The organism is Citrobacter sp. FP75, from assembly GCF_018342065.1.
GTDB lineage: Bacteria > Pseudomonadota > Gammaproteobacteria > Enterobacterales > Enterobacteriaceae > Citrobacter.
The window spans coordinates 81,361-104,730 of record NZ_JAFDOE010000006.1 but is presented as its reverse complement, the minus strand read 5'-3'; the positions used below and the strand labels follow the sequence as shown (position 1 = coordinate 104,730).

The 23,370-nt window shown below is 54.1% G+C and carries 19 protein-coding genes; 12 read left to right on the top strand and 7 right to left on the bottom strand.

Translation table 11 applies throughout. The features are described from left to right. The first annotated feature begins 47 nt into the window (after positions 1-47). Positions 48-1,256: an IS256 family transposase gene (locus JQ822_RS18895; RefSeq protein WP_213134750.1), complete on the top strand. Its 1,209-nt coding sequence runs from the start codon at positions 48-50 to the stop codon at positions 1,254-1,256. Between the two features lie 76 nt (positions 1,257-1,332). Here JQ822_RS18895 and JQ822_RS18890 read toward each other — a convergent pair whose 3' ends face one another. From JQ822_RS18890 to tamA, 3 genes are read right to left on the bottom strand one after another with little or no spacing between them, the layout of a single operon-like run. Continuing rightward, positions 1,333-1,677 carry a gamma-glutamylcyclotransferase family protein gene (locus tag JQ822_RS18890; RefSeq protein ID WP_213134749.1) on the bottom strand — a complete coding sequence of 115 codons (345 nt, stop codon included), beginning with the start codon at positions 1,675-1,677 and terminating at the stop codon, positions 1,333-1,335. Between the two features lie 2 nt (positions 1,678-1,679). Next, the gene (gene tamB, locus JQ822_RS18885; RefSeq protein ID WP_213134748.1) at positions 1,680-5,456 is read right to left on the bottom strand and encodes an autotransporter assembly complex protein TamB; all 3,777 of its coding nucleotides are present in this window, start codon (positions 5,454-5,456) and stop codon (positions 1,680-1,682) included. Beyond that, on the bottom strand, positions 5,453-7,186 hold the full coding sequence (tamA, locus tag JQ822_RS18880) for an autotransporter assembly complex protein TamA (protein ID WP_213134747.1): 1,734 nt from the start codon (positions 7,184-7,186) through the stop codon (positions 5,453-5,455). The genes tamB and tamA overlap by 4 nt, the downstream gene beginning before the upstream one ends. Positions 7,187-7,398: 212 nt before the next feature. Between tamA and msrA the strand changes: the two genes are divergently transcribed. Further along, positions 7,399-8,037 (top strand): peptide-methionine (S)-S-oxide reductase MsrA, encoded by a 639-nt coding sequence (gene msrA / locus JQ822_RS18875; RefSeq protein WP_213134746.1) that lies wholly within the window; start codon positions 7,399-7,401, stop codon positions 8,035-8,037. Between the two features lie 7 nt (positions 8,038-8,044). Here msrA and JQ822_RS18870 read toward each other — a convergent pair whose 3' ends face one another. Further along, positions 8,045-9,100 carry a LacI family DNA-binding transcriptional regulator gene (locus JQ822_RS18870; protein ID WP_213134745.1) on the bottom strand — a complete coding sequence of 352 codons (1,056 nt, stop codon included), beginning with the start codon at positions 9,098-9,100 and terminating at the stop codon, positions 8,045-8,047. Between the two features lie 189 nt (positions 9,101-9,289). Between JQ822_RS18870 and JQ822_RS18865 the strand changes: the two genes are divergently transcribed. The 7 genes from JQ822_RS18865 to JQ822_RS18835 all read left to right on the top strand — a co-directional run bounded on the left by JQ822_RS18865 (position 9,290) and on the right by JQ822_RS18835 (position 17,947). After that, positions 9,290-10,444 carry a Gfo/Idh/MocA family protein gene (locus tag JQ822_RS18865; protein ID WP_213134744.1) on the top strand — a complete coding sequence of 385 codons (1,155 nt, stop codon included), beginning with the start codon at positions 9,290-9,292 and terminating at the stop codon, positions 10,442-10,444. Between the two features lie 16 nt (positions 10,445-10,460). Next, positions 10,461-11,645: a Gfo/Idh/MocA family protein gene (locus JQ822_RS18860; RefSeq protein WP_213134743.1), complete on the top strand. Its 1,185-nt coding sequence runs from the start codon at positions 10,461-10,463 to the stop codon at positions 11,643-11,645. Beyond that, entirely contained in the window at positions 11,642-12,709 is a 1,068-nt protein-coding gene (locus JQ822_RS18855; protein WP_213134742.1) for a Gfo/Idh/MocA family protein, read from the top strand. The genes JQ822_RS18860 and JQ822_RS18855 overlap by 4 nt, the downstream gene beginning before the upstream one ends. 11 nt (positions 12,710-12,720) lie before the next feature. Further along, the gene (locus JQ822_RS18850; protein ID WP_213134741.1) at positions 12,721-13,743 is read left to right on the top strand and encodes a Gfo/Idh/MocA family protein; all 1,023 of its coding nucleotides are present in this window, start codon (positions 12,721-12,723) and stop codon (positions 13,741-13,743) included. Between the two features lie 82 nt (positions 13,744-13,825). Next, the gene (locus tag JQ822_RS18845) at positions 13,826-15,370 is read left to right on the top strand and encodes an MFS transporter (protein WP_213134740.1); all 1,545 of its coding nucleotides are present in this window, start codon (positions 13,826-13,828) and stop codon (positions 15,368-15,370) included. Positions 15,371-15,380: 10 nt separating this feature from the next. After that, positions 15,381-16,451: a 1,4-beta-xylanase gene (locus JQ822_RS18840; protein ID WP_213134739.1), complete on the top strand. Its 1,071-nt coding sequence runs from the start codon at positions 15,381-15,383 to the stop codon at positions 16,449-16,451. Between the two features lie 158 nt (positions 16,452-16,609). Continuing rightward, positions 16,610-17,947, top strand: a complete 1,338-nt coding sequence (locus JQ822_RS18835) for a hemolysin family protein (RefSeq protein ID WP_213134738.1) — start codon at positions 16,610-16,612, stop codon at positions 17,945-17,947. A gap of 83 nt (positions 17,948-18,030) precedes the next feature. Here JQ822_RS18835 and JQ822_RS18830 read toward each other — a convergent pair whose 3' ends face one another. Beyond that, on the bottom strand, positions 18,031-18,237 hold the full coding sequence (locus tag JQ822_RS18830; RefSeq protein WP_006179016.1) for a DUF1107 domain-containing protein: 207 nt from the start codon (positions 18,235-18,237) through the stop codon (positions 18,031-18,033). A gap of 326 nt (positions 18,238-18,563) precedes the next feature. Between JQ822_RS18830 and JQ822_RS18825 the strand changes: the two genes are divergently transcribed. Further along, on the top strand, positions 18,564-19,121 hold the full coding sequence (locus JQ822_RS18825) for a YtfJ family protein (protein ID WP_213134737.1): 558 nt from the start codon (positions 18,564-18,566) through the stop codon (positions 19,119-19,121). Here JQ822_RS18825 and cysQ read toward each other — a convergent pair. Beyond that, entirely contained in the window at positions 19,111-19,851 is a 741-nt protein-coding gene (gene cysQ / locus JQ822_RS18820) for a 3'(2'),5'-bisphosphate nucleotidase CysQ (RefSeq protein ID WP_213134736.1), read from the bottom strand. The two genes, JQ822_RS18825 and cysQ, sit on opposite strands and share 11 nt — an antisense overlap. Before the next feature lie 187 nt (positions 19,852-20,038). On the opposite strand from cysQ, the gene JQ822_RS18815 reads away from it, so the two are divergent. Further along, positions 20,039-21,982, top strand: a complete 1,944-nt coding sequence (locus JQ822_RS18815; protein ID WP_213134735.1) for a bifunctional 2',3'-cyclic-nucleotide 2'-phosphodiesterase/3'-nucleotidase — start codon at positions 20,039-20,041, stop codon at positions 21,980-21,982. 39 nt (positions 21,983-22,021) lie between these two features. Here the strand turns inward: JQ822_RS18815 and JQ822_RS18810 are convergent, their stop codons facing one another. After that, a complete protein-coding gene (locus JQ822_RS18810) occupies positions 22,022-22,402 on the bottom strand; it encodes a winged helix-turn-helix transcriptional regulator (RefSeq protein WP_213134831.1) in 381 nt (126 codons plus the stop codon). Positions 22,403-22,492: 90 nt separating this feature from the next. Here JQ822_RS18810 and JQ822_RS18805 point away from each other — a divergent pair, with 90 nt between their 5' ends. Further along, the gene (locus JQ822_RS18805) at positions 22,493-23,341 is read left to right on the top strand and encodes an SDR family oxidoreductase (protein ID WP_213134734.1); all 849 of its coding nucleotides are present in this window, start codon (positions 22,493-22,495) and stop codon (positions 23,339-23,341) included. Positions 23,342-23,370 lie beyond the last annotated feature (29 nt).

The following is a 23,370-nucleotide window of genomic DNA, read 5'->3' as shown; positions in this document are numbered from 1 at the left end:
TGCCTGATTTTGATATGTTCAATCCAACATCAAAAACAGGTTAATTTATGGACGAAAAACAGTTGCAGGCTCTGGCTAACGAACTGGCCAAAAATCTCAAAACCCCTGAGGATCTCAATCAGTTCGATCGCCTGCTAAAGAAAATCAGCGTCGAGGCAGCGCTCAATGCTGAAATGACCCATCACCTTGGCTACGATAAAAATCAGCCGAAACCGGCGACCAACACCCGCAATGGCTATACCCAAAAGACCGTTATCACTGGCGATGGCCCGTTGGAGTTGCGTACGCCCCGCGATCGTGATGGTTCCTTCGAACCCCAACTGGTGAAGAAGAACCAGACCCGGCTAACGGGCATGGATAACCAGATTTTATCTTTGTACGCCAAAGGGATGACCACCCGCGAGATCGCCGCCGCGTTTAAAGAGCTCTATGACGCCGATGTCTCGCCGGCGCTGGTCTCAAAGGTCACCGATGCTGTCAGTGAGCAGGTTGTCGAATGGCAAAATCGGCCGCTGGATGCAGTCTATCCCATTGTTTACCTTGACTGTATCGTTCTTAAAGTTCGGCAAGACAGTCGCGTCATCAACAAATCCGTGTTCCTGGCGCTGGGTATCAATATCGAAGGCCAGAAAGAGTTGCTGGGTATGTGGCTGGCCGAAAATGAAGGTGCCAAGTTCTGGCTTAACGTACTGACAGAGCTGAAGAATCGCGGTCTGACCGACATACTCATCGCCTGTGTTGACGGCTTGAAAGGCTTCCCGGACGCCATCAACGCGGTATATCCGCAGGCCCGTATCCAGTTGTGCATCGTGCACATGGTGCGAAACAGCTTGCGGTTCGTCTCCTGGAAGGACTACAAAGCCGTCACCCGTGACCTTAAAGCCATCTATCAGGCCGCCACGGAAGAAGCCGGGCTGCAGGCGCTGGAAGCGTTCTCCAGTGCCTGGGACAGCCGTTATCCGCAAATAAGCCGTAGCTGGCAGGCGAACTGGGCCAACCTGGCCACGTTCTTCGCATACCCAACAGACATCCGCAAGGTGATCTATACGACTAACGCCATAGAGTCGCTAAATAGCGTGATCAGACACGCCATCAAAAAGCGCAAGGTGTTCCCAACGGATGACTCAGTGAAAAAGGTCGTGTGGCTGGCGATCCAGGCGGCCTCGCAAAAATGGACCATGCCGCTGAGGGACTGGCGAATGGCAATGAGCCGCTTTATTATCGAGTTCGGTGACCGCCTGGACGGTCACTTCTGAGAAAAGGCATTTACACAGAATCGTGTACAGGGTCAGCCCTGAAAAAACAACGCCACCCGAGGGTGGCGTGTTCACATCAGTACTGGTCTCTGTCTAACCAGTTACCGCTTTCAATCAGCTTTAACCCATCGACCGGACGTTGATACACGTACATCCATGCACTTCCGTACGGCGTCTGAATTAACTGGCGAGCATACTCGCCGCCGCGCGAGCGCAGCGCATCAAGCTCTGCCAGCGTGGCGTTATCAATACGATAAACTTCCCCGTGTACCGTTCCGTTTCCCGGAACCGCGCCTGGATAGTGGCCCAGGCTGTACAACTGGTAGTTATCGATACTGAAATTACCCAGCAACAGGGCGTTGGTCATCCAGTGACTGTTACCTTGCTTAGTGCGTAAACTACCATAAACAAATATTCGCATTGCTAAAACTCGAACTGATAGAGCAGATCAAGTGCCTGATCTACGCCAGACACGGCTTCCAGATATAGCTTAGGCATCAGACGATAACGTAGCGTGAGTGTCGCTAAAGAGTCAAATATACCCACACCATATTTCACCTGCAGACCTGGTAATACATATCCACTGACAACCACCTGGGATGAATCGCCCACCCCTTGTGTGTCCAGTGCCAGATTGCTTACGCCAAACGTCTCCCCGATTTTACCCACAACCTGACCACTTTGTGCAACCCCTAAGCCAATAAGCATAGACGTCATCGCCGCACTATCGCTCTGTTCACTGTCGAGTCCCTGTCCTCGCAGCAGGTAAGAGAGCGCCATTTGCTGTGACATCGCCGGGTCGGAGAAGATTTCTGCTTTCGGTTCATCCGCCGTGCCCGTTACGCGAACACCGGCGATCACGTCATCTTCTGTGGCATCTGGGTTACGAATGGCTTCGATATTGAGCAGCGGTTGATCCGGCGGCCCGGAGAATAACAGCTCGCCCTTCCGCACAATCAGATCCTGACCATAAGCATGGAAGCGACCGCTTGGGATATTAATCTGTCCGTTAAGCCCCAGACCCTGCTTGTCCTGCGCCACTTTGAGATCCCCCGTCAAACGAGCTTTCAGACCAAAAGCATCGATGCGCACGTTGTTGCCAACGTGGATGTTCAGGTTGCTGTTGATCGGAATTCCCGCAGTCTGGGGCTTCTCAGGCTGACGATCGTTATTGAGCATCACCATATCGCTGGAAACCCCGACCGCGCTTTCCGGCAGGTCGTGGACCACGATTCGCGCCCATGGCACATCCACATTGCCGTCCAGGGTAAACAGGTTCGGCGTGGCTTCGAAGACCACATCCGGCGACACATCCAGCCGCACCATTGGCGGTACGGTAATGCGCACCCGACTGCCTTTAGCCGCGATGCGCGCGCGCCAGTTGTCGATCTGGCTCCAGTCAGCATCGCCGCTCAGGTTAATCTCCCCCTGCTGCGTGCGCACCACGCCCGCAATCGTCGAACGGGTCCCGGTGAAATTAACGGCCAGCTGGCTGGGTTGCATGTCGAACGGCATAAAGTTACCGTCAACATCCAGGCCGCTCAGCCGCAACTGCCCAAGTAACTGCGGACTTTGTACATCGCCGCCGAGGCGCAGGTTAGCGTTTAGCATCCCTGCGGCTTTTTCGCCGCGCGAGAAGATAGGGTTCACCATCGCCAGATTAAAATTACGGATGTTGACGTTGCCGCCCAGATTACGTCGTCCTTGCGGATCGCTTATCTGCACCTGACCGTCAAACTGGCCGTTATTGGTCAGGCGAATCAGCCAGCCCAGCTCGGCACGGTTGTTATGCAGGTCGGCGGTGAGATTCAGCGTGTCAAACGCCACGGGCAGCGGCGCGTCATTCACGCTTTGCGTGACCTTCACGTTGCGTCCGCTTAGCGTGACCTGCCCCTGCGGCAGTCCTTCTTTGGTGGTGTCCCAACTCACGTCGGCCTTACCGGTGAACACCCCGCTGGCCTGCGTTGCATCCGGCATAAACGGTTTCAGCATTGCCAGGTCGAAGCGGTTAAGGTTCACCACCGCACGCCCTTGTGCACCAGCATCTATGGTTTGCGGTACGCACAGTTCTGCATTCGGGTTGTTCCAGCAGTGTGGCCCAATGCTGATTTTCTGTTCCTGATTACGGTAATCCAGCGCAATAGGGCGGTTCAACGACCACGGACCGACCGGGGTCTGGAAGCGCGTATTGCTCAGCGTCCCTTTCCAGCGCTCTTCTTTACGATCAAAGCTCCCCGCCAAATCAAGCTGCCCGGAAACCGGCTCCCCCTGGATGCGCAGCTGTAGCTCATGCTGCTTTTCGCTGCCTTTGGCGTTGAGCGTCACGAGGCTGATATTGACGTCAGGCTGTACAATCCGTTCAACGCGCACATTGAGGTTACCGGCAATTTGCTCTGCCGACTTCACGTCGCTTTCGACGCGCACCTGAGCGACGGAAAGTTCCTGCCAGCGCAGGCCACGTGCGGTGATGTCCGCCAGCAGCTGTGGCGCTTCTACCGTACCGCGAACTTTAACCAGCCCCTTCGCCGTACCGCCTAACCCCGGCAGGGCGTTATCCAGGCTTGGGGCATCAATCGTTGCATCGAGATTGAGGTCTTTGACCCCCAGCTCCCCTTTCACTTCCGCGCTGTTGCGCCCCAGTTCCAAATGCAGGCCCGGGATCGTCCACTGCAGGTAGCTGTTGCCCTTCAGTGAACCGTTCACATTGACCTTGTTCTGCTTCACGTTGCCGGTCAGCTTCAGCTCCGGAACCTCCATCTGCCAGCTTCCGCCGTACAGACTGCCGCGGGTTTTGATCAAACCGTTCAGTTTTGACGGCCAGTCCGGGATCTCCTTCGCTGTGTTAATACCATCCAGCGTGAGTTCACCGCGCCAGCTAATGGCCTGCTGCCAGTCCACCAGCGCTTTAAGCTCGGTTTTCCCTTCCAGCGCAGCTACGCTGAGTTTGTCGAGATTGATCTGCTGTTCGTTGCCTTTGGCATCCAGCGTGATGGTGGCCGGAGGAATATCCTGCCCTTTCACGGCGGCACGCATCGACAACGTATAGTCGGTCATCTTGCCGGTCAGTTTGAGCTTGATGTCATCGGCCTGGAACTGCTTGTCGCCGGTAAACGGCCAGTAAATCTGCTTGCTCACCACTTCCAGGTTGAGCGGCAATCCGGCTTCCGACAGACGCGTCTGCGCGCGCAGGTCCATATCCACCGGACCGGACAGATTTACGCCGACTTCCAGCTGTTCACGCAGCGCGCCGCCAACTTTCAGCTTCACCTTTTCGCCCTTTAGCGGATCGATATTCAGCGTGCTGTTCAGGGTAATATCGACCGGCCAGGTGTCGGTCAGTTGCGCCGTGCCGCTGGCTTTCACCGTACCCTGATTAGAGTCGATATCCAGCGCGTCGAGCTTCATGTTGCCGTCAATGCTGCTCACCTTCAGCAGCATGCTATGCACCGTTAAATCGGTATCCCCGGTCACACGCAGCTGCTCACCGCGAAATTCTTCGATATTGAGATTCAGCGGCAGATGAACGTCGGTCATTTCCGGCAAAACAGGCTTTGAGAACAGGTCTTTCAGCGTTTCACCGAGCGGTTTCTCATCCGGCTGCGGGTTCTGAATCTTCGGCTCGACAACCTCTTCCTGCGCCACGTCCGCCACTTTAGGCAGGGCAATCAGCAGCCCCTGTAATGACGTGGGCTTCAGGGTCAGCGTTTTTTCCTGCCAGTTGAGGCCGGAGGTGAAATCCAGCACCGACACCGTGGTGTCATCGATTTTGATATTGATGTTGTTAAGCACCACGCGCGAAAGCGTGATCGGGTAAGGCGTGGAGAGGTTCAGCGGGCCGCTGTCCTCTTCCTCAACCGGCGCGGAAGGTGGCATCTTTTTGCTGTCGATCGCCACGTTGATATTTTTCAGCGACAGATCGTTGACGCACAGGCTGCTGTCCCACAGGCAGTTAAGCCCCACGGCCAGATGCACTTCGCCGGCGTTCACCGCCACGCCAGGCTGGTCGTAGCGGATATTTTTGAGCGAGAGATCGCGCCAGCCGCCGGTGACCTGGCCTATCTCCAGCCCCGGAACCCAGCGATTAGCTGCCTTGAAGATCAGATGCAGGCCCGAGGTCGTGCCGACAAGGAACGCGACAGTGCCCAACAACAGCAGGATAAAAATCAGCACGCCGAGGCTTATCTTCTTCCATAAACTCATAATTCAGGCCCCAGACCGATGTAAAACTGCAAACCATGTTCATCTTTGTCGCCTACGGGAACGGCAAAGTCGAGCTTGATAGGCCCTACCGGCGACTGCCAGCGAACGCCAACCCCGGCGCCGGTTTTGAAATCGCTTTTGCGAATATCGCTAACCGCTTCGCCGCTATCGACAAACATCGCGCCCCACCATTTTCCGGTCACGTTGTATTGATATTCCAGCGAGCCGGTCGCCAGCTTCGAGGCCCCTTTCAGCTTGCCGTCACTGCCTTCGGGCGAAATAGATTTGTATTTATAGCCGCGAATACTGCGATCGCCCCCGGCGAAGAAACGCAGGTCCGGCGGTACTTTGTCAAAGTCGCCGGTTTCAATCCAGCCGAGGTTGCCGCGCATCACAAAGCGATGGCGATCGTACAGCGTGCGGATCCAGACGTTCTGCGCCTGGAAGACGGAGAAATCGACGTCTGAGCCCCAGGCAGTATTGGAGTAATCAATGGAATAACGTTGGGAGTCGCCCCAGACAGGCATCAGGCCGCCGCGTGAGCGCGTCCGGCTGATCATCACTCCCGGATAAAGCAGCATAGTCGTGTTAGTGACATTACCCTGGGTAAAGTGGTCGAGGCTCCAGCGCAGGTTAATCGCGCGCTGCCAGCCGCTGGAGAGATCCCAGTAGCGGGAAACCGCAAGCGTGGTGGAGTCCTGCTCGGTATCGTTTAAATCGGTACGCTTAAATCCCCCCTGCACCAGGTAATACTGCTCCAGCGGGTTCTTTAATAGCGGCATTTTATAGCTGAAATCAAGGACCTGCTCTGGCGCAGAGATACTGGCGCTGGTCGTCAGGCTGTGGCCGTAGGAGTTCATCCACGGCTTTTTCCACGAGGTTTTTAACCGCGGCCCTACGTCAGTTGAGTAACCGACCCCGGTTTCGATGGTATTTTCAGTACGCGGCGAGACCACGCCTTTCAGCGGCAGCACTTTGGTTTTACGAGCTTTGTCGAATTCCGGTGCTACCACCACAGAATTAAACCAGCCGGTTGCCGACAGACGGCGGTTCAGCTCCGCCAGATCTTTTGATTCGTACTCTTTGCCCTCTTTGAACGGCACCAGGTTTTGTAGGTACTCATCACGAATTTGCGAGCCTTCAAAGGTGACATGGCCAAAGCGATAGCGCTCGCCGCTGTTATAGTCGATATCCCAGAACGCCTGACGGCGATCGAGCACAATCCCCAGTTGGCTTTTATTAAATTCGCTGTCGAAGTACCCTTTACGCAGCGCCACGCTGGTGAGTGACTTTTTGAAGCTGTCATAGTCTCCCTGATTGAGCACCGTGCCGATTGCCGGGCGCGTTTTCAGCAGATCCAGATAATCTCTGTCAGTGCGCGCACCGCCGCGTAAAACAACGTCGGTTCCAGCAATCAGCACCGGTTCACCGGCCGTCACTTTGGCGATCAGCACCTGGCGTCCCTTCGCCGGTGGCGGGCGCAGTTCAAAATCAATGGTCGGCTCAAAATAGCCCAGAGCTTTTAACCCTTCGCGAATGGCATCATCGACGCGCGCACGAAAACGTCGGTCCGGTGTGACCTCATCACTTTGGATCGTGGACAGCTGCGCACGGACGTTTTTCTCCAGCGGCCCTGATAATCCTTCGACCTGTAAGCGAACATTCGCGGCGGCGGCGGATCCACTTAAGCACAGTAATCCCACCCAACATAACTGACGGATATGTGGCACATTTTCTCCTGAATATCCTTTTTTCCCACCCCTGGAAAAAAATACTATGCCGTTCCTCGGCTTAACAAAAAATCAACAATAAGAGTTGAAAAACAGACGACAACCCAAATATTTCTTATGTTTAACTCTAGACGTATTCACGCCGTTTATTGTGGGCAAAGACGCGTCTCGTTACAACCTTAACCCAAATGACTGATTTCGGGAGAACGGCCATGAGTTTATTTGATAGAAAGCATCTTGTTACTCAAGCAGATGCGCTACCTGGACGCAACACCCCGATGCCAGTAGCGACGCTGCATGCGGTTAACCAACATTCGATGACCAACGTGCCCGACGGAATGGAGATAGCCCTGTTCGCCATGGGCTGTTTCTGGGGCGTTGAGCGTTTATTCTGGTCTTTGCCCGGCGTTTACAGCACTGCCGCAGGTTACACCGGCGGCTACACGCCGAACCCAACCTATCGGGAAGTCTGTTCTGGCGATACCGGACATGCCGAAGCCGTGCGCGTCGTCTACGACCCGCATGTTATCAGCTACGAGCAACTGCTGCAGGTGTTCTGGGAGAATCACGACCCGGCGCAGGGCATGCGTCAGGGGAACGACCAGGGCACGCAGTACCGTTCGGCAATTTACCCGCTCACGCCGGAGCAGAAGAGCGCCGCGCACGCCAGCCTGGAGCGTTTTCAGGCTGCAATGACCGCAGCGGGCGATGACCGCCACATCACCACAGAAATTAATACCGCCACCCCGTTCTACTATGCCGAGGACGATCACCAGCAATATCTGCATAAAAATCCTTATGGATACTGTGGCATTGGTGGGATTGGCGTTTGTCTGCCGCCAGAACGTTAATCCGCGATTAACGAGCTACCGTCACCCGCGCGGCATGGCGCGTTGCGTGGGTAACGGTGCCTCGATCCGTCACCTTTCCTTTCAGCAACAGATTAAATACCGGCGCGGAGGGGCGATTAAGACGGTTCTGCAGCAAATGCACCGCTTCCACGCCCAGCGCCCGACAGGGAATAGTGATACTGGTTACCGCGGCAACGATATGCGCGTCCAGTTCCTGTACATCCGTCGTCATCAGCGACAGCTCACCGGGTATCTCCACGCCATTGTTTTCCAGCACCCGCCGGATCCCCGTCGACATTGACGCCCCGGCGCAGAAAATAACCTCTGGCCACGCCTCACGCGGCGTATCACACAGCCAGTTGCCTATTGCCCGCTCTGATTCATCCTCAGAAAAGCCTTCCGTCACCAGCAGATCGCGCCCGGCATCAAACGGCATCTGATACTGTCGGTACACCTCCTTAATGCCCTCCAGACGCCAGTACATCGTTTCCCGACGCAGGCTGGTGACATGGAGAATACGCCGGTGCCCCCGATCAAAAAGATACTGTACTGCACGGTTGCCAATCGCCCGGTGGTCGGGGGATACCGCATCCAGTAACCCTTCTTTGTCCTGCGAGTTGATCAATACGCAGGGTTTATCCAGTGACTGCGCCAACTTATGCACGGTTGGGTCATCAATACCGATGAGAATAATGGCATTAATATTCTTGTTGTTGGCCTTTTCCAGAAAGACCTTGATGTCTGCCCGCTGCTCATCCAGTCCGCAATAACTCAGGTAGACATCATGCGGCGCGATCGCTTCGGCAATACCGCGCGTCACTTCGTGGTAAAACGCATCACCTTGTGCGCTGAACGTGCGCTGCGGGGCGAAGACCGCAATCCCGTTGATCAGAAGCCGCCCACTGGCCAGCGTATCAAGGACTCCCAACTGACGTGCGCATTTCACTATCGCTTCGCGGGCTTTATCGCTGGTACAGGACTTCCCGCTGAGCACCCTCGACACCGTACTCACGGAGAACCCGGTTAAGGCAGCAATTTCGTCCATTTTTAGCTTGCCTGACATTCTGTGACCTCGCTCGCAATCTATCTTTGCAAATTTTTGCAAACCTAGTTCATTGACTCTAAAACACTTTTTCAATCCCTGTGCGAATTTCTTCCCCATCCTGCAACCGTTCTCACAAAATCACATTGTCGATATTCCAGGCGTTTATTAGGGTCCGCTTATCTCTTATTTCTGATGAAAAGGCACGACATGAAAAAATTACGCTTTGGCATTATTGGCGTGGGAAATATTGGCACCGTCCATGCCCGCTACCTGCTGTCCGGGACGGTACAAGAGGCTGTGCTTACCGCAGTCTGCGATAACAATCCCGATAAGCATGCGGCGATCCAACGGCTGGTCGGCGAAGACGTGCCAGTGTTCAGCGACGCGCGTCAGATGCTGAAAAGCGGGCTGATCGACGCCGTTATCGTCGCCACGCCGCACTATGACCATCCCGGCTTGTCAATGATGGCCATGCGTCTCGGCATCCATACGCTGTGCGAGAAGCCTGCCGGAGTCTACACCGCGCAGGTACAAGAGATGAACGCCTGCGCCCGCGAATGCGATGTGGTGTTCGGCATGATGTACAACCAGCGCCCGAACCCTCTGTATCAGAAAGTGAAAGACCTGATCGACAGCGGTGAGCTCGGCGAACTACGTCGCTCTAACTGGATCATTACCAACTGGTATCGTTCGCAAAGCTATTACAACTCCGGCGGCTGGCGCGCAACCTGGAAAGGTGAAGGCGGCGGTGTGCTGCTTAACCAGGACCCGCACCAGCTCGATCTGTGGCAATGGCTGGTCGGTATGCCGGTACGCTTGCGCGCCTTTTGCCAGTTTGGCAAACACCGCCAGATTGAAGTCGAAGATGAGGTCACGGCCTACGCAGAATACGCCAACGGCGCAACCGGGGTGTTTATCACCACCGTCGCTGAAACGCCAGGTACCAACCGCCTGGAAATTGTCGGAGACCGTGGAAAAGTGGTGGTAGAAGAAGGCCGCCTGCGCTTCTGGCGACTGCGTGAATCTGAAACCGACTTCAACGCCCGCTGGCAAAACGGTTTTGGCGAGCCGGAGCGCTGGGAAGTGACCATCCCTACCGAACCGGAATGCAGCGAGCACCACGTCATTACCCGTAACTTCACCGCCGCCATTCTGCACGGCGAGCCGCTTATCGCTCCCGGTCAGGAAGGGATTCGCGGCCTGACGCTTTCCAACGCCATGCACCTCTCCACCTGGACCGATGACTGGGTTGAGCTGCCAATTGACGAGCAACGTTACTTCCAGCTGTTGCAGGAGCGTATCGCCTCCTCGGTCGAAAAAACCACCGCCAGCCGCACGCTGGACGCTTCCGGTAGCTGGTAACGTGCAGGAGAAAACCATGCTGAATATTGCCATTGTCGGTACCGGGAATATTTCCCATAACCACATTCAGGGCTATTTGCAGTTCGCGGATCGCTGTCGGATAGTCGCGCTGGTTGATATCTACCCGGAGAAAGCCGAAGAGAAGAAAACGCGCTACGGCCTGGTTGATGCCCTGGTCTACAACAGTCATCAGGCCATGCTGGAATCGGGTATTGCGGTGGACGTGGTCGACGTCTGTACGCCGCCGTACGTGCACGCGGACATCAGCATCGATGCGCTACAGGCCGGAAAACACGTGCTGTGCGAAAAACCAATGGCCGCTTCGCTCGAAGAGTGCGACGCCATGATTGCCGCGCAGAAAGCCAGCGGGAAAATCTTATCGGTCATCGCGCAAAACCGCTTTACTGATGCCTTCTGGCGCTTAAAAACCGCTGTGGACTCCGGGCTGGCAGGCAAGATTTGCCATGCGCAGGTGGATTCGTTCTGGTGGCGCGGACATTGCTATTACGACCTGTGGTGGCGCGGCACCTGGCAGAAAGAAGGCGGAGGCTGCACGCTGAATCATGCGGTGCACCACATCGACGCCATTCAGTGGATGCTCGGCTTCCCGGCAGAGGTGGTGGCGATGATGAGCAACGTCGCGCACGACAACGCCGAAGTGGAAGACCTCAGCGCGGCTATCTTCAAATACCCGAACGGGGCGTTGACGCAACTGACTGCCTCCGTGGTGCATCACGGTGAAGATCAGAAAATCGTCATTCAGGGCGAAAAGGCACGGATCTCCGCCCCGTGGCAGGTGCATGCCAGCCAGTCGGCGGATAACGGCTTCCCACAACCGGACAATAACGACGAACTGGAACAGCATCTGGACGCGCTTTTCCGCACTACGCCAGCGCTGCAATGGACGTTGCATTGTGGGCAAATCGACAACCTGCTCAGCGCCATCGAACGGCAGAGCGCGGTCCTGGTCGACGGAGAACAGGGGAAACGTTCGCTGGAGCTGATTACCGCCATCTATAAATCCGCCATCACTCGCACGGTGGTGACGCTGCCCATTCACCACACCGATGCGTTTTATCGCACCGGCGGCCTGATTGAAATCGCCCCGCATTTCTATGAGAAATCCGCCTCTGTAAGCAATTTTACGGAAGTCGGCGCCATCCCTCTGGGTAAAGACTTAGATTCAGGAGTTAAACAATGAACAAGCAAGATGGAATGAACTACGCCCCGACCGGCAAACCTCAGCCGGTGGTGAAACCGGGTGAATTTGTGATTGCCGCCGCCACGCTCGATCACGGCCATATCTACGGCATGTGCAACGGGCTGATTGAAGCCGGTGCCACGCTGAAATGGGTTTACGATCCCGACCCGCAGAAAGTGGCGAAATTTCTGCAGCAGTATCCGCAGGCGCAGGTTGCCGGTTCACTCGAAACCATCCTGAGCGATCGCGATGTCAGGCTGGTCGCCGGGGCGGCTATTCCTTCCGAGCGCTGCCCGCTGGGCCTGAAAGTGATGGCGGCGGGTAAAGACTATTTCACCGACAAAGCACCGCTGACCACCCTTGCACAGCTGGAAGACGCCAAAACGATGGTGGCGCAGACCGGGCGCAAATACGCGGTCTATTACAGCGAGCGTCTGCACGTTGAAAGCGCCGTCTTTGCCGGTCAGCTAGTCCAACAGGGAGCGATTGGACGCGTGATGCAAACGCTGGGCACCGGTCCGCACCGCGAAGGCGATGGGCGTCCGGACTGGTTTTATGACCGACGCTACTTTGGCGGCATCCTGTGCGACATCGGCAGCCATCAAATTGAACAATTTCTGTTTTATACCGGCAACAGCGAGGCGCATGTCGTCGCCAGCCAGGTACGTAACGTCAATCATCCGCAGTATCCGCAGTTTGAAGACTTTGGCGATGCCATGCTGGCGGGCGACAACGGGGCGACCAGTTACTTCCGCTGCGACTGGTTTACGCCAGAGGGCCTCAGTAGCTGGGGGGATGGACGCCTGACTTTATTGGGTACCGAGGGCTACATTGAGATCCGCAAGTATGTGGACATCACCCGGGGTGAGCAAGATGTGGTGTATCTGGTTAATAAAGAAGGGGAATTCCGCTATCCGGTCGCGGGTAAAGTCGGTTTTCCGTTCTTCGGCGAATTCATTCTCGACTGTCTGAATCGCACCGAAAACGCCATGACACAGGCCCACGCCTTTAAAGCCGCAGAGCTGTGCGTGAAGGCACAAATGCTCGCGAATGCAAACACGTGAACGGGGGTGACATGAAAACAATAAATGCCGCCATTATTGGCGCGGGGGCGATTCATCGCAGCCACGTCAACGCCCTCCGGCTTTTGCCGGGGGTCACGCTGCGCGCGCTGGTTGATACTGATAGCGCCAACGGTCTGCAACAGGCCATGGCGTATAACTGTCGTTATTACCCAAATTACCGCGAAATGCTGCTGGATAATGACATTGACGTCGTACATATCTGCACGCCGCACTTCGAGCATAAAAACATGATCACCGCCGCGCTCGCTGCCGGTAAGCATGTGTTTTGCGAAAAACCGGTGGGTTTGAATTGCACAGAGGTGGCTGACATCGCTAACGCAGCGGCATCCGCCCCGGGATTACTGGGCGTGTGCTATCAAAACCGACTTAATCCAACCAGTTTACGCATCCGCGATGAACTGGCGAAAAATACGCTCGGCAAAATGCTCAGCATTAAAGCTGTTTTAACCTGGTCCCGCTCCAGGGCTTATTACAGTGAAAGTCCGTGGCGCGGACGTTTTGCCAGCGAGGGCGGCAGTTTGCTGATCAACCAGGCCATTCATACCCTCGATCTGATGCAGTGGTTCGCGGGAGGCGTGGCGCGTTTAAAAGGTGTGGTGGATAGCGGCGAGCTGGCGGAAGTCACCGAAGCCGAAGACAGCGCGATGGCGACCCTGCACTTTACCAATGGCGCCCGCGGTCTGTTCTACGCCAGCAACTGCAACACGCTCGATTCACCGCTGCTGCTGGAGATCCATTGCGAGCAAGGCATGCTTCAACTCACGGATAACACGCTGTGGCGCATAACCGCAGACCGGCGCCTGAAGCTGGAGTGCGATGGTTCACCAGACGGTCACGTAAAAAGTTACTGGGGCCTGGGCCACCAGCAGGCCATTCGTCAGTTCTATCATGCTATTACTCATGGAGGTCAAACAGAATATATCAATATTAATGAAGCCAGAAAATCACTGGCAATGGTCGACGCTATTTATCATTCATCCAAAACACGACAATGGATAAGCCTTAATAATTAAAATTATTTTAGCGCTAAAGAACCAATTAAAAACAGCCGGATAATACCGGGATACGGATACCCTACATACTGGAAAAAATATTATGGTCAAACCAACTGAACGCAGAGTCAGTTATGGTGTAGCGATCGGCTATGGCATTACTGATTTATTTGGCGGCGGTGCTTTCGCCATTATCGGAACCTGGCTTTTATTTTTTTACACAACCTACTGCGGTTTAAGCGTGCTGGAAGCAGGCTCAATATTTGCTATTGCCCGCGTAATTGATGCACTGCTCAGCCCAATTATGGGTTATATCACCGATAACTTTGGCGACACGTGGCTGGGTCGAAGATTTGGCCGTCGTCGCTTCTTTTTATTACTCAGTTCGCCGTTAATGTTTCTCTATGCGCTGCTGTGGCTAACTGATATGGGATACTGGTATTACCTGGGAACCTATTTATCGATTGAGTTGCTGTCTGCCATGGTACTGGTGCCGTGGGAAACCCTGGCCGCAGAGATGACCAACCGCTACGAAGAGCGCAGCCGCCTCTCCGGCGTGCGCATGATCTGCTCGCAGTTGGGCGGCTTTCTGGCCGTCTCAGTACCGGGTATCCTGATGCAGTTTACCGGCAAAGATAATCCGTTTACCTATACACTCACCGGGCTGATATTTTCCGTGGTTTTCTGTATCGCCGTGTTTATTACCTGGCGCTGCACATGGGAAGCCAAAGATGTACAGGAAGAATCGTTTAAAACCGACTTGCAACGTAATAGCGGCCTACTGAATCACCTTAAATATTTGATACTCGATCTCTGTTCTTCTTTCAGGATCCGGGCATTTCGCCTGCATATCATTATTTATATTTTCTCATTTACCGCCATGGATGTGTTCGGCTCGGTATTCACCTATTATGTGGTGTATTGTTTAAGTCAGGATGCCGCCTCCGTTTCCGGCTGGCTAAGCATTGCCGCCTTTGCTTCCGTGTTTGGCACCTATGGATTTATGCTATTACTGAACAAACTCAATATAACGCCATCCGCCGCACTACGAATCTCTTACAGCTGTATATTCAGCGTATTACTATTTTTATTTGTTATTTATTACACTGAAACCCAGGTATCCAATATTTTATTCTCTGCGGTATTTATTCTACTCGGCATGGCGCGTTCCGGTCTCTACTATATCCCATGGAATATCTACAGCTTTATTCCTGATATCGATGAGATGGTTACCCAGCAGCGTCGCGAAGGCATTTTTGCAGGCGTGATGGTGCTCACCCGCAAGAGCACCGTGGCCATCGCCATCCTGCTGATTGGCATGGTGCTGGAGGAGTCGGGCTTTGTAAAAGGCAGCGGCGCTCAGCCTGAAATGGCGCTGCACGCCATTATCGGATTGATGATCTTTGCTACCGCGGCGCTACTGGCGGTGAGTTTTTACGCCACCTACAAGTTCAAACTCACACGTGAAACGCACAAAGTCCTGCTCAAAGAGATCGCGCGCCGCAAGCTGGGTGGCAACTATCGCGACTGCGATGAGGAAACCCGGGTAGTGATCAAACAGCTCACCGGCTACGAATACGATGAAGTCTGGGGTGGCAGCGCCACGCAGCGGGCAACGGGACGCGTCAGTCTCTCTGATGCAGAATAAGGAGCGCATCATGTATCAACCCTGGAGCAAAACCCAGGCACAGCGCTGGTATCAACAGCAACCCTGGGGCTGCGGTTTTAACTATTTACCGCGCACCGCGGTCAACTGGCTCGAAATGTGGCAAGCCGAGAGTTTCGATATCAGCACCATCGAACAGGAACTTCACTGGGCCAGCCTGTATGGCTATAACCAGCTGCGGACAAACTTACCGTTTACCGTCTGGCAGCATGACCGCGCTGGCCTGATTGACCGTATCGAGACATTTCTGAGCATAGCGCACGCCTGCGGCATCAAAGTGATGCTGACGCTGCTCGACGACTGCGCCTTTTCCGGCGATGAGCCGTTTATCGGTCAGCAAAAAGCCCCGGTCCCCGGCGTACACAATAGCCAGGCGGCAGGCAGTCCGGGAAGGGCCTGCGTGATGGACAGAACCTGTTGGCCGCACATTGAAGCCTACGTCCGCGATATCATCCGTTACTTTCGTCATGACACACGGATAAGCGTCTGGGATTTATATAATGAACCGGGTAACGGCGGGATTTTTTGTCATACCGGCGAATTTGCCCGCTATGACGACAGGCTGGAGATTTACGCCTTAACCCTGATGACCCACCTGTTTGGCTGGGCACGACAGGAGTCACCCTCTCAGCCATTGACCGTAGCCGCCTGGCATATTGACGATCGTACGGCCTGTGGGAGTGCGTTTACCCATCCTGTTGATATAGCTGCACTGCGACTTTCCGATGTGATTAGCTACCATGCTTACGTAGATACCCCAGGCCAACTGTCTCTTTTGTCAACGCTTGCTGAATTTGGCAGACCGCTCTTTTGTACCGAGTGGCTGGCACGCCATGTTGATAGCCGAATAGAAGAACAGTTGCCGCTGTTTAGCGCCCAACGTGTCTCCAGTTACCACTGGGGGCTGGTGCAGGGTAAAACGCAAACCTGGTTACCGTGGCCGGATATCCCTCTCAGCGACAATACCGCGCAGCTATGGTTTCATGATGTGCTGAAACCGGATGGGTCGCCCTATAGCGAAAAAGAGATGCAGATGGTTCGCAGACTTAACGCAGCAGAATAAGGCCAAAAAAGCTCCTCTGGCGACTTTACAGTACCTTACGCTATACTAGCTTCTGAAATTGCCGGTCCACTCCCTTCGGACCGGTTTTCAATGTGTATTTCACACGGATTTATCAATTTATCCCTTCCGAGGATCTGGCCAGAACGGTCAGATAAGATATGTTAAACAGTATTTTAGTCATTCTCTGCCTGATCGCCGTGAGTGCGTTTTTCTCGATATCCGAGATCTCGCTTGCCGCTTCACGCAAAATCAAACTTAAGCTACTTGCCGATGAAGGCAACATCAATGCGCAACGCGTAATGAAGATGCAGGAAAACCCCGGCATGTTCTTCACCGTCGTGCAAATTGGCCTTAACGCCGTCGCTATTCTCGGCGGTATTGTGGGTGATGCGGCGTTTTCTCCGGTCTTTTACGGCCTTTTCTCGAAGTACTTAGCCCCAGAGCTTTCCGAACAACTGAGCTTCATTCTTTCGTTCTCGCTGGTTACTGGCCTGTTCATCCTGTTCGCGGATTTAACCCCGAAACGCATCGGTATGATTGCGCCAGAAACTGTGGCTTTGCGCATCATCAACCCGATGCGCTTCTGTTTGATGGTGTTTCGTCCATTAGTGTGGTTCTTCAATGGGCTGGCGAACAGTATTTTCCGGCTGTTCAAGATCCCGATGGTGCGCAAAGATGACATCACCTCCGATGACATCTATGCCGTATTTGAAGCAGGCGCGCTGGCGGGTGTTTTGCGTAAGCAGGAACATGAGCTGATTGAAAACGTGTTCGAACTGGAATCGCGTACCGTACCGTCTTCGATGACATCACGTGAGAACGTTATCTGGTTCGATCTGCACGAAGACGAGCAGAGTCTGAAGAACAAGGTAGCGGAACATCCGCACTCCAAGTTTCTGGTGTGTAACGAAGATATCGACCACATTATTGGTTATGTCGATTCCAAAGATCTGCTGAACCGCGTGCTGGCAAACCAAAGCATGGCGCTGAACAGCGGCGTGCAGATCCGCAATACGCTGATTGTCCCGGATACACTGACGCTGTCTGAGGCGCTGGAAAGCTTTAAAACAGCAGGTGAAGACTTTGCCGTTATCATGAACGAGTACGCGCTGGTAGTAGGCATTATCACGCTTAACGACGTGATGACCACGCTGATGGGTGACTTAGTCGGCCAGGGTCTGGAAGAGCAGATTGTGGCGCGTGACGAGAATTCCTGGCTTATCGACGGCGGTACGCCAATTGATGACGTGATGCGCGTACTGGATATCGACGAGTTTCCGCAGTCCGGCAACTATGAAACCATCGGTGGTTTCATGATGTTCATGCTGCGTAAAATCCCGAAACGTACCGACTCGGTGAAGTACTCCGGTTATAAATTTGAAGTGGTGGACATCGATAACTACAAGATCGATCAGCTGCTGGTAACACGTCTGGACAGCAAGCCCACCGTTCTGGTGCCGAAGCTACCGGATGCGAAAGAAGAAGGCGCGGCATAAGTTTGCTGGCCTGAAAACATCAACGGCTCCTGTTACAGGAGCCGTTTTTTATATACCACTTAAACTACCGCATAGCACTTTGATCACGCCATCTCAGTTTGCAGACGCATGACCTGACGGTTAACTTCGGACATCACAGAAAAGTGCTGTTTGTCCTTCACTTTTGGGATAAGAATCTTACCCTTATCAAATTCAAAAGCGCCTACATCCTTGATATATAACCGTCCACGAAACAGGATCTTCACGTACTTCGCCACCTGCAGCGGGTTGTATCGTTGGAAAATTTTCATTGTTTCTCCTGCTGAGCATTACGCCTTTGCGGTACCACAATCGGTCCGACAATCCTCAGGCGCAAATTTTAATGCCATATGACTATAGACTATCTCTACGTTGTTTCCAGCGTGTATAAGTTTATTTACCTTCCGGTTACAATTATTCAGAATTATCTTTTCATCGATTCGCTGTCCTCAGTATAAGCCTTCATTTTTTGCAGGATTTGTGCGCCCGTCCGCAAACTGGCATCGCGCTTGCGGGAAAAACCATCATTCGCACATATGATTAAATTCCAGACCCAAGTGGTCGGATCACCTGCAAAATAAAAATAGAAGGAAACACCATGACCTTACATAAACTGCTGGCGCTGTCGTGCCTGTTGCTGCCGATGATAGCCTCTGCACATAAGTTTGAAACCAACCAGCGCGTGCCGCCGGTGGGGATCGCCGATCGCGGCGAACTGATTCTTGATAACGATAAGTTTAGCTATAAAAGCTGGAATAGCGCGCAGCTGCCGGGGAAAGTTCGTATTGTGCAGCACATCGCCGGACGCACCTCGGCAAAAGAGAAAAACGCCACATTGATTGAGGCCATCAAAGCGGCCAACCTGCCGCACGACAAGTACCAGACCACCACCATCGTTAACACGGATGATGCTATCCCTGGCTCCGGCATGTTTGTGCGCAGCAGTCTGGAGAGCAATAAGAAGCTCTACCCGTGGTCACAATTTATTGTCGACAGCGACGGCATCGCACGTAAAGCCTGGCAACTGGACGAAGAGAGCTCAGCCATCGCGGTACTCGACAAGGACGGTCGCGTTCAGTGGGCCAAAGACGGGGCATTAACGCAGGAAGAGGTGCAGCAGGTCGTCGCTCTGCTGCACAAATTGCTTAGTAAATAGAAACCCGGAAGCCGGGGTTAAGGAACGATTCACGCGGGGTGTAATCCAGGGGTTTCCCCTGCCAGTCGTGAACGTGCGCTCCGGCTGCGGCGGCAACGGCGTGGCCTGCTGCGGTGTCCCAGACGTTGGTCGGTCCAAAGCGCGGGTACAGCTGCGCCTGCCCTTCCGCCACCAGGCAGAACTTCAGCGATGAACCAATCGACGTGGTCTGGTGTTCACCAAGTTGCTGCAGATACTCTTTTAGCTCGTTGTCGGCGTGCGAGCGGCTGATCACCACCAGCGGTGGACGCGCGTCGCGTACCTGGATTGGTTTGCGCACGCCGCACTCTTCTTTCCACGCTTTGCCTTCCGCCGCGCAGTACATCACCTTCATTACCGGCGCATACACCACGCCCAGTACCGGCTTTCCTTTCTCAATCAGCGCAATGTTTACGGTAAATTCACCGTTACGCTTGATGAACTCTTTGGTACCGTCCAGCGGATCAACCAGCCAGTAGCGCTGCCAGTGCTGACGGACATCCCAGCCAGGAGGATCCTCTTCCGACAGAACCGGAATATCTGGCGTCAGCGCCTGTAACCCTTCGAGGATCACCGTGTGCGCGGCAATATCCGCCGCCGTGACCGGAGAATCATCCTGCTTGCTGGTGATTTCTATCGGTTTGATTCCATCGTAGACCTGCATAATGGCATCGCCCGCGTTCCGTGCAAGCTGGCATACATGTTCTAGCATTCTCCACCTCGTTTATGTCGTGGTGTTAACTCGTTGTTTTACTTATACCCGATCGTCAGAGGATCCGCCAACTGTGATAGCGCCTGCGGTTTCAAACGCTATATTCATGGCATGATTCACAATTCTGTAAGCAAGAAGATTTATATACATTTTCTTTTGTGGCCTGGTTCTAAAAAGGATGCCCCTGATGATTAAGTTTAGTGCAACGCTTCTGGCCACACTGATAGCTGCCAGCGTGAATGCCTCAACCGTCGATCTGCGCATAATGGAAACCACTGATTTGCATAGCAACATGATGGATTTCGATTATTACAAAGATACGCCAACGGAAAAATTCGGTCTGGTACGTACGGCAAGTTTGATTAATGCCGCCAGAAGTGAAGTCAAAAACAGCGTACTGGTGGATAACGGCGATCTGATTCAGGGCAGCCCGCTCGGGGATTACATGGCGGCGAAAGGACTGAAAGCTGGCGAAACGCACCCTGTATATAAGGCGCTGAACACGCTGGATTACGCGGTCGGTAACCTCGGTAACCATGAATTTAACTACGGCCTGGAATATCTGCACAAGGCGCTCGCGGGCGCGAAGTTCCCCTACGTTAACGCCAATATCATCGACGTTAAGACTAAAAAGCCGCTGTTTACCCCTTATCTGATTAAAGACACTGAAGTTGTCGACAAAGAGGGTAACAAGCAGACGCTTAAAATTGGCTACATCGGCTTTGTACCGCCGCAAATCATGACCTGGGATAAAGCCAATCTCAGCGGCAAAGTAACGGTGAATGACATCACCGAAACCGCACGTAAGTACGTGCCGGAAATGCGGGCCAAAGGCGCGGATGTGGTGGTGGTGGTTGCTCACTCCGGCCTTTCTGCCGACCCGTATCAGGCCATGGCAGAAAACTCCGTGTATTACCTCAGCGAAGTACCGGGCGTCGATGCCATCATGTTTGGTCATGCTCACGCCGTCTTCCCCGGGAAAGACTTTGCCAACATCAAAGGCGCGGATATCACTAAAGGTACGCTGAACGGCGTTCCGGCGGTGATGCCGGGCATGTGGGGCGATCATCTGGGCGTGGTCGATCTGGTACTGAATAACGACAGCGGGAAATGGCAAGTTACCCAGGCGAAGGCCGAAGCACGTCCGATTTATGACGCGGCGGCGAAAAAACCACTGGCCGCTGAAGATAAGAAAATCGTTGAAATCCTGAAAGCCGATCACGACGCTACGCGCGAGTTCGTCAGTAAGCCTATCGGTAAATCAGCCGACAATATGTACAGCTATCTGGCGCTGGTGCAGGACGATCCAACCGTGCAGGTGGTGAACAACGCGCAGAAAGCCTATGTGGAACACTTTATCCAGGGCGATCCGGACCTGGCGAAGCTGCCGGTGCTTTCCGCCGCCGCGCCGTTTAAAGTGGGCGGTCGTAAGAACGATCCGGCCAGCTTTGTTGAAGTCGAAAAAGGTCAGCTTACCTTCCGTAACGCCGCCGATCTGTACCTTTATCCCAATACCCTGGTGGTGGTAAAAGCCAGCGGCAAAGAGGTGAAAGAGTGGCTGGAATGTTCCGCCGGACAGTTTAATCAGATTGATATTCACAGCAGCAAACCGCAGTCGCTGATTAACTGGGACGATTTCCGTACCTATAATTTCGACGTAATTGACGGTGTGAATTATCAGATTGATGTTTCGCAGCCCGCCCGCTACGACGGCGAATGCCAGACGGTAAACCCGCAAGCGGAACGTATTAAAAATCTGACCTTTAAAGGTAAACCGATCGACCCGAATGCCACCTTCCTGGTCGCGACCAATAACTATCGCGCCTACGGCGGTAAGTTTGCCGGAACTGGTGATAGCCACATCGCGTTTGCATCACCGGATGAAAACCGCTCGGTGCTGGCCGCGTGGATAGGTGCCGAGACGAAGCGCGCCGGTGAAATTCATCCGGCGGCGGATAACAACTGGCGTCTGGCGCCGATTCACAGCGATACGCCGCTGGATATTCGCTTTGAAACCTCGCCGTCCGAAAAAGCCGCCGCGTTTATTAAAGAGAAAGGCCAGTATCCGCTGAAGAAAGTCGCCACCGATGACATCGGCTTTGCGATTTATCAGTTGGATTTAAGTAAGTAACATGATTGCCGGATGATGGTTCGCTCATCCGGCAATACCTCACGCCGCCCGCTCTTCCCGCTGCGCCAGCACCTGCGGCAAATTCATTTCTATCCAGTCCGCCAGCGCGGCGACTTTATCGCTCACCTGCTCACCCAACGGCGTCAGGCTATACTCCACGTGCGGCGGTACCACCGGGTACGATACCCGGTTAATAAACCCGTCCTGCTCCAGCGCCTGTAAGGATTGCGCCAGCATCTTTTCACTGACGCCGCCCATCTTACGGCGTAAATCGCTGAACCGGTGCGTACCGTCGCGCAGCGCCACCAGAATCAACACCCCCCAACGGCTGGTGACGTGTTTTAACACCTCGCGGGAGGGGCACTGCTCGGCGAACAAATTGCCGTCGCGTAGCTGCTGAGAAAGCGTTGATGTGGTCATTTTCATACTTACCTTTTTGTATGTACTTACTAAAAGTAAGTTTAGATGTTAGCGTGAGTAAACACAAGACCAATACCGAGGAGTCACCCTATGATCGCAATTACCGGCGCTACTGGCCAACTGGGCCAACATGTTATTGAAAGTCTGCTGAAAACCATTCCTGCCAGCCAGATTGTGGCGATTGTGCGCAACCCTGGCAAAGCGGCGGCGCTTAGCCAGCAGGGCGTTACCGTCCGTCAGGCCGATTACACCGACGAAGCCGCCTTCACCGCCGCTTTGCAGGGGGTCGATAAGTTGCTGCTGATCTCGTCGAGTGAAGTCGGGCAACGTACCCCGCAGCATCGCAACGTAATTAACGCAGCGAAATCCGCGCATGTGAAATTCATCGCGTACACCAGCCTGCTGCATGCCGACACATCCCCTTTGGGGCTGGCCGATGAGCACGTGGCAACCGAGAAGATGCTGGCCGAATCCGGTATTGATTACGCGCTGCTGCGCAACGGCTGGTACACCGAAAACTATCTCGCCAGCGCGCCAGCCGCCCTCGAGCACGGCGTGTTCATTGGTGCGATGGGTGACGGCAAAATCGCCTCGGCGACCCGTGCCGATTACGCCGCCGCCGCCGCGCGCGTCATCAGCGAAGACGGTCATGCCGGTAAAATCTACGAGCTGGCGGGCGACGAGGGCTGGACGCTGAGCCAGCTGGCCGCCGAACTGGCCCAACAGAGTGGCAAAAAAGTGGTGTATCAGAACCTGAGCGAGGCTGATTTTGCCGCCGCGTTAAAAGGATTTGGTCTGCCTGCCGGACTGGCGGATATGCTGGCCGACTCTGACATCGGTGCTTCAAAAGGTGGTCTGTTTGACGACAGCCGTACGCTGAGCAAACTGATTGGCCGCTCAACCACATCGCTGGCTGACAGCGTCAACGGCATAGTATAACTGTTAAAATTTGGTTAATTACGGTGGCA

Coding starts and splice junctions, on each gene's coding strand:
- tamB (WP_213134748.1), bottom strand. CDS start 5,456: ATGAGTTTATGGAAGAAGATAAGCCTCGGCGTGCTGATTTTTATCCTG.
- JQ822_RS18825 (WP_213134737.1), top strand. CDS start 18,564: ATGACCTTACATAAACTGCTGGCGCTGTCGTGCCTGTTGCTGCCGATG.
- JQ822_RS18840 (WP_213134739.1), top strand. CDS start 15,381: ATGTATCAACCCTGGAGCAAAACCCAGGCACAGCGCTGGTATCAACAG.
- msrA (WP_213134746.1), top strand. CDS start 7,399: ATGAGTTTATTTGATAGAAAGCATCTTGTTACTCAAGCAGATGCGCTA.
- JQ822_RS18830 (WP_006179016.1), bottom strand. CDS start 18,237: ATGAAAATTTTCCAACGATACAACCCGCTGCAGGTGGCGAAGTACGTG.
- JQ822_RS18835 (WP_213134738.1), top strand. CDS start 16,610: ATGTTAAACAGTATTTTAGTCATTCTCTGCCTGATCGCCGTGAGTGCG.
- JQ822_RS18860 (WP_213134743.1), top strand. CDS start 10,461: ATGCTGAATATTGCCATTGTCGGTACCGGGAATATTTCCCATAACCAC.
- JQ822_RS18810 (WP_213134831.1), bottom strand. CDS start 22,402: ATGACCACATCAACGCTTTCTCAGCAGCTACGCGACGGCAATTTGTTC.
- cysQ (WP_213134736.1), bottom strand. CDS start 19,851: ATGCTAGAACATGTATGCCAGCTTGCACGGAACGCGGGCGATGCCATT.
- JQ822_RS18855 (WP_213134742.1), top strand. CDS start 11,642: ATGAACAAGCAAGATGGAATGAACTACGCCCCGACCGGCAAACCTCAG.
- JQ822_RS18805 (WP_213134734.1), top strand. CDS start 22,493: ATGATCGCAATTACCGGCGCTACTGGCCAACTGGGCCAACATGTTATT.
- JQ822_RS18890 (WP_213134749.1), bottom strand. CDS start 1,677: ATGCGAATATTTGTTTATGGTAGTTTACGCACTAAGCAAGGTAACAGT.
- JQ822_RS18815 (WP_213134735.1), top strand. CDS start 20,039: ATGATTAAGTTTAGTGCAACGCTTCTGGCCACACTGATAGCTGCCAGC.
- JQ822_RS18895 (WP_213134750.1), top strand. CDS start 48: ATGGACGAAAAACAGTTGCAGGCTCTGGCTAACGAACTGGCCAAAAAT.
- JQ822_RS18865 (WP_213134744.1), top strand. CDS start 9,290: ATGAAAAAATTACGCTTTGGCATTATTGGCGTGGGAAATATTGGCACC.
- JQ822_RS18845 (WP_213134740.1), top strand. CDS start 13,826: ATGGTCAAACCAACTGAACGCAGAGTCAGTTATGGTGTAGCGATCGGC.
- JQ822_RS18870 (WP_213134745.1), bottom strand. CDS start 9,100: ATGTCAGGCAAGCTAAAAATGGACGAAATTGCTGCCTTAACCGGGTTC.
- JQ822_RS18850 (WP_213134741.1), top strand. CDS start 12,721: ATGAAAACAATAAATGCCGCCATTATTGGCGCGGGGGCGATTCATCGC.